The sequence below is a fragment of the Mesorhizobium sp. M1295 genome (assembly GCF_040318135.1).
Taxonomy (GTDB): domain Bacteria; phylum Pseudomonadota; class Alphaproteobacteria; order Rhizobiales; family Rhizobiaceae; genus Mesorhizobium.
The window spans coordinates 1-5,441 of record NZ_JAMYLU010000058.1 but is presented as its reverse complement, the minus strand read 5'-3'; the positions used below and the strand labels follow the sequence as shown (position 1 = coordinate 5,441).

General features: G+C 60.6%; 5 protein-coding genes and 3 pseudogenes. 7 read left to right on the top strand and 1 reads right to left on the bottom strand.

Annotated features, from left to right (window positions below; genetic code table 11):
- The 5 genes and pseudogenes from NKH29_RS32285 to NKH29_RS32265 form a co-directional block, all read left to right on the top strand.
- Positions 1-95 (top strand): annotated as a pseudogene (locus NKH29_RS32285) (ATP-binding protein); the annotation flags it as partial.
- A gap of 25 nt (positions 96-120) precedes the next feature.
- Positions 121-600, top strand: coding sequence for a DUF5372 family protein (locus NKH29_RS32280; protein WP_353001401.1), 480 nt, complete (start codon positions 121-123; stop codon positions 598-600).
- Positions 594-1,001: a recombinase family protein gene (locus NKH29_RS32275; protein ID WP_353001400.1), complete on the top strand. Its 408-nt coding sequence runs from the start codon at positions 594-596 to the stop codon at positions 999-1,001. Before NKH29_RS32280 ends, NKH29_RS32275 begins: the two co-directional genes overlap by 7 nt.
- On the top strand, positions 889-2,694 hold the full coding sequence (locus NKH29_RS32270) for a recombinase family protein (RefSeq protein WP_502911335.1): 1,806 nt from the start codon (positions 889-891) through the stop codon (positions 2,692-2,694). Before NKH29_RS32275 ends, NKH29_RS32270 begins: the two co-directional genes overlap by 113 nt.
- Positions 2,690-2,827 (top strand): annotated as a pseudogene (locus NKH29_RS32265) (ATP-binding protein); the annotation flags it as partial. The gene NKH29_RS32270 and the pseudogene NKH29_RS32265, both read left to right, overlap by 5 nt.
- 382 nt (positions 2,828-3,209) lie before the next feature.
- Here NKH29_RS32265 and ehuB read toward each other — a convergent pair.
- Positions 3,210-4,085 carry an ectoine/hydroxyectoine ABC transporter substrate-binding protein EhuB gene (gene ehuB / locus NKH29_RS32260; protein WP_353001398.1) on the bottom strand — a complete coding sequence of 292 codons (876 nt, stop codon included), beginning with the start codon at positions 4,083-4,085 and terminating at the stop codon, positions 3,210-3,212.
- Positions 4,086-4,440: 355 nt separating this feature from the next.
- Here ehuB and NKH29_RS32255 point away from each other — a divergent pair, with 355 nt between their 5' ends.
- Positions 4,441-4,824, top strand: coding sequence for a transposase (locus NKH29_RS32255; RefSeq protein WP_353001397.1), 384 nt, complete (start codon positions 4,441-4,443; stop codon positions 4,822-4,824).
- Positions 4,814-5,275: pseudogene (locus NKH29_RS32250) on the top strand (IS3 family transposase); the annotation flags it as partial. The gene NKH29_RS32255 and the pseudogene NKH29_RS32250, both read left to right, overlap by 11 nt.
- Between the last annotated feature and the right edge of the window lie 166 nt (positions 5,276-5,441).

Below are 5,441 nucleotides of genomic sequence, written 5' to 3'. Positions count from 1 at the left end.
AGATCATTGAAGACCGCTACGAACGCCGATCGACAATCGTCACCAGTCAGCTGCCTCTGGATCGCTGGTACGAGATCATTGCAAAACCAAACATCAGAGGCTGCCGCCATTCTCGACCGGGTGGTGTCTCATTTGACGGTGATCGACCCGCGTCACGGCCTTGCGGGTCAGCGTCTGGAGCTCGTGTCGTCCCGTTCCGCGCGCGGTCCGGCTTTCGTCGTTGTTCGACTGCCTGACGGACGCCGCCGCTCAATTCGGCGCTCGGTGACCGACCTTGCAGCGGCGTCACCTGAAGAACATGACGCTTCGAAACCGTTGGCCCGCATCAACGTCCGAACGCTGCTCACATTGATGCACCATTTGAACAGCACCTTGGCCTCCCCTATCGAGGAGGTGATTCGCGATGAACATACAGTCGAATCTGTACCGCGTAGCGTCCCAGACTCTCACCGAACTTCCGAACCCAGGCCTGACGACACTCCCGAGCCTTTGGCTCAACTTGCCGGGGGAGACGCAGAAGCAGATCGCGCAGAGCCTCGCGCGACTTCTCTTGCGGATGCGATCGACGGGCACGCCGACAGCGGCGGATCGGCATGTTGAGAGCATCGAATAGACCGGACGAGTGCGTCACTGCTGCGCATCGCGGCAAGCTCGCTTACATTTACGTCCGCCAGTCCTCCCTGAACCAGGTGCGGCATCATCAGGAAAGCACGGAGTTGCAGTACCGTCTTGTCGATCGCGCGGTCGCTCTCGGCTGGCCGCATGAACGTGTGCAAGTCATTGACGAAGATCTTGGCAAATCCGGAGCCGGGACCATCGAGCGGATGGGCTTCAAGAAGCTGATCGCCGAGATCGGATTGGGGAATGCCGGTCTGGTCATCAGTCTCGATGCCTCCCGCCTTGCTCGCAACAACCGCGATTGGCATCAGCTCCTCGATTTGTGCTCGCTCTTCGGCGTCATCATTGCTGGCGAACGTCTCTACGATCCCTGCCTACCATGACCGCCTGTTGCTCGGTTTGTCGGGCATCATGAACGAAGCGGAGTTGCACCAGATCAAGCAGCGCCTCCATCAGGGCGAGCGTCAGAAGGCGGCACGCGGCGAGCTACGCCTTCCTGTTCCCGCCGGACTGGCGCATGGTCGCTCCGGCGAGATCATTCTCAATCCCGATGAGCAGGTGCAGGCGAGGCTCGGCCTCGTCTTCGCCAAATTCCGCGAGCTTCACAGTGCACGGGCCGTGATGCGCTACCTGCGAAAGAACGATTTGCCAATGCCCGTGCGTCCCGTGCTCGGCCCAGCACCGCACGATGTGGTGTGGCGCGAGGCCGACAGTTCACGGGTTCTCAGCATTCTTCAATATCCTGCCTATGCTGGAGCGTATGTCTATGGCCGCAGGCGGGTGGAAGGCGGGCGGATTCGCCACGGCGTTTATCGCCCGAGGACGACCAAGGTCGCCATCGCCGACTGGGAGGTTTGCCTTCAGGCTGCTCATCCTGGTTATATCGGCTGGGAGGAGTTCATGGAGAACCAGAGGCGACTGGAAAACAACATCAACCGCTACCAAGCCAGCCATTCGGGCGTGCCGCGCAAGGGAGCGGCACTGCTGCAGGGCATCGCCGTTTGTGGGCGGTGCGGTCGCCGGATGAGCCTGCGCTATAGCGGTCCCGCCGGCGACTATCCCGTCTACACGTGTCGCGCCGACCGTGATCAGGAGGGCGGGCCGCTATGCCAGGAAGTGCGTGCGCTGCCTGTCGATGCGCACGTCGAAAGCATTCTGCTCGAGGCCTTGAGGCCGGACAAGATCGCCATCGCCATCGCCGCCCTGGGCCAGATCGAAGAGGAGACACGTCAGCTTGAGCGGCAGTGGGCGCTGCGGCGCGAGCGGGCTCGTTATGAGGCGGAAAGAGCACGGCGCCAATATGATGCGGTCGAGCCTGAGAACCGTCTGGTGGCGCGTTCACTGGAGCGCGTCTGGGAAGAGAAGCTTCGCGCCGCCGAGGCGATCGAACAGGATTACGAACGCTGGCGACATGACGAGCCCCTGGTGTTTAGCGAGTCCGACCGCCAAGGGCTTCAAAAGCTGGGCGAAGATCTGCCCGGCCTCTGGCACTCGCCTTCGGCAACGGCAGCCGAGCGCAAGAGCATTCTGCGCCTTATCATCTGCGAGGTCGTCCTCGACCAAAAGCGCTTCCAGGGCCAGGTCTGGTTCAAGATCCTGTGGCAGACGGGAGCGACAAGCGAACACTCTCTCCAGAGGCGGGTCCACACCTATGGCGACTACATCGATCTGGAGCGGCTGCGCAGCCGAGTGATCGAACTCAACGCCGCGGGCAAAATGGACAAGCAGATCGCCGCGACGCTGAACGCGGAAGGCTTTGTCGCAGCGCGCGGCCACGCGTTCAAAGGTGAGAATGTCTGGCTTCTGCGGACACGTTGGGGCATCCCCCCTGTCAAGATCAACGGGACGAGCGCCAATCCCGACCGCTTGCCAGATGGAACCTACTCTGTTCAAGGGGCGGCCGCCGCCCTGGACGTCACACCCCAAACCGTCTTCGACTACCTCGCCCGCGGCTGGATCGAGGGACGCCAGCTCACGAAGGGGCAGCCGTGGCAAATCGAACTTTCGGACAACCAGATCAACACGCTGCGAGCGCGGATCGCACGTACCAGGCGATCAAGGAAGAAGGCATCATGAAAACTTCGCTGACCCAACTCTGGCCGATGCCATCCTGGACCGCCTCGTTCACAACGCCTATCGCATCGATCTCACCGGTGAAAGCATGCGAAAACAGCGCTCGCCAAGAGCCTCTGAAACAGCCCAAGCTTGACCTGAAACGAAACCCAATCCAAACATCTACGAGACCCAGGATCAGTCCGAAAACTGGCCGGCTTCAAATCGGAACACCGGCCGGATTGAAATCGGAATGACTGGCCGGCTTCAAATCGGAATCGATGGCCGGCTTCGTCGGAATACGCAGTAGTCCCGGGCCTGGCGCTCAGGGACGGTGAGCGAAATTGCAAGAGCACCAAAGCACGAGTTGAGGGTAGCGATCCCTATTCCGCGCCCCACAGGAGCAGCCGTCTTCACCTTTAGGAAGTCCGGGCGAAAGCGAGCCAAAAATGAGCTAATTTCATGCCCTTGCCTCTCCCTGAACGCCTCCCCGACCAAGCCGAGGAGGCGCTCACCCATGGTAGCAAATCCCGCTTGGTTCAGCCCTTGCAGAGCTGGGCTGCCGTGGTGCCGTCCGGCAGGTTTGTTTTTGTGTAGCCGTATTTGCCGACTGACCCCATCATTTCTTTCGACGCCAGATAGTCTTTCAATACCACGTTGAAGGCGTCGACGGTCGCCTGCTGGTTGGGCAGGAAGGCGAGGGCCGGATACCCTTTGGGACTATCGGGAAGCAGATCGGTGACATCCATGCTGGCGTCCTTGGCGGCGAACTCCTTCATGGTGAAATAGTCGCCTACACCCGCGGCCGCGCGGCCGGCCTTCACGGCCTGCAGGACCTCTGCGGATCCGGCGACCTGCAAAATCTTCTCGTCGGCGATGCCGGCCTTGCGAGCATTCTGGACGTCGTCCCAGCCCGCGCCGGTGGCGACGGTCAGGCCCTTATCGCGCAGATCCTTATAAGAGCGCAGGTTCTGCGGATTGCCCTTCGGCACGATCAAAGCTGCGCTTAAAACAGCGAGCGGCTCTGTGAATAGCACGTTGCGGCAGCGGTCGGGTAGGATGTACATGCCGCCGGTAATGATGTCGAGGCGACCGGCATGCATGCCGGGGATGAGCGAACCCCATTCAGTCACAACCGGCTCGACCTTGGTGGTACCCAGCTTCTTGAGTAGGTCCAGCGCCATTGCGTTCACCCAGCCGAGTGGCTCGTTGTTTGGGCCCGGAATGGAAAAGGGCGGCTCGTTCGAGAAGCCAAGCCGGACTGCTTCTCCGTTTTTGATCTTGCCGAGCAGCGACTGAGCCGACGCTGACCCAGCGAACGCTACAGTGGTGAGGGCCATAGCCAACGCAGCCACCTTCAGAAATACACGTCTGAAAGGTTTGCTCCTAGTCCCCAGGGATAGCCAGATGTTCATTTGAAAGTTCCTTCCATTGCGCTTGGCCGCTGGTCCCGCCGGACGACGTTGTGGAGAGGACGTCGAGCCGGTGCTTTTACATGGACCAGAACGCGGCGGTTTCCCGTCTCTGGCGGGCTGCACGTCGCGACATCTGGAGAACCTCTCTTCGGTCAATGTCTGACAGCTTTTCCCGCCTGATAAAACTAGCAGCCTTGCGATCCATGATTATGCGGAATTTAACTGATGCGCGCAGCAAATCGGCGATTTTGGCGTGCTCTAGGACGCTGTTGAACGCCAGTGTTCGGCCTGCAATATTGGACGCCGATCTGGAATGCGCCTCTCGGACCGGACAGGATGAACAAGCAGAATTGACTTGGAAGCCGGGCTTTCGAAGGATGGAAGCCCATGGTGGACTTATCGCACGCACAGCATCGAGTTCAAACGTCAGGTAGTGCAGGAGTTCCTGTCCGGCGAGACGCTGCATGGTCTCGCCAAGCGGCACGAACTGCCGCGTAACCTGATCCGCATCTGGGTTCAGAAATACGAGGCCGGCTCCTTCGACGAAGACGTGGCGGCGGCCGACACGATGCAGACCTATGAGGCGCGGATCGCAGCGCTGGAGCGGCTGGTAGGCCGGCAAGCCTTGGAAATTGAGTTTCTAAAGGGGGCTCTGAAAAGCGCACCACGTCCGAGAAGCGGGACTACATCCGTGATCACCGGCCCGGCGGTGTCTCCATCGCTGAAGGATGCCGGCTGATGGGGATCGCGCGATCAACCTACTACGATCAGCCCGAAACCGGGTGGATGACACAGCGCTCGTCGAGACGATGGGTGAGATCTCCGACAGCTTCGAAGCTTACGGCTATCGCCGCATGCAGGCGGCGCTGCGGCAGCGCGGCATCGTCGTCAACCACAAGAAGGTCAGACGGTTGATGCGCGAGCACGATCTGCAGCCCAGGATCAGGCGGCGCTTCATCGCCACTACGGACAGCGATCACGAGTTGCCGATCTTCCCGAACCTGGCGAAGAACGTGACACCCGACGGCCCGAACCAGCTCTGGGTGAGCGACATAACATACGTGACGATTGCGGCGGGCTTCGTCTACGTCGCGGTCATTTTGGATGCCTGGTCACGCAAGATCGTTGGTTACGCCATCGGTCGGTCGATCGACGCGCGCTTGACCATTGCAGCATTGAAGGCGGCAATCGAAGGACGAAAACCCCCGCCGGGCTGCGTCCATCACTCGGACCGAGGGTCGCAAGGCGGATTCAAGCGGTCGTCGCAACAGCGATTGTGTTCACTCATGGCAGCAACTCGTCAAGCGCCTCTGCCGGTGTTTTCCAACCCAGGGTCTTTCTCGGCCGGGCATTGAG

Bases quoted from the DNA above. Each gene is read 5' to 3' on its own strand.
- NKH29_RS32275 (WP_353001400.1), top strand. From the start codon at position 594: ATGTTGAGAGCATCGAATAGACCGGACGAGTGCGTCACTGCTGCGCAT.
- NKH29_RS32270 (WP_502911335.1), top strand. From the start codon at position 889: ATGCCTCCCGCCTTGCTCGCAACAACCGCGATTGGCATCAGCTCCTCG.
- ehuB (WP_353001398.1), bottom strand. From the start codon at position 4,085: ATGAACATCTGGCTATCCCTGGGGACTAGGAGCAAACCTTTCAGACGT.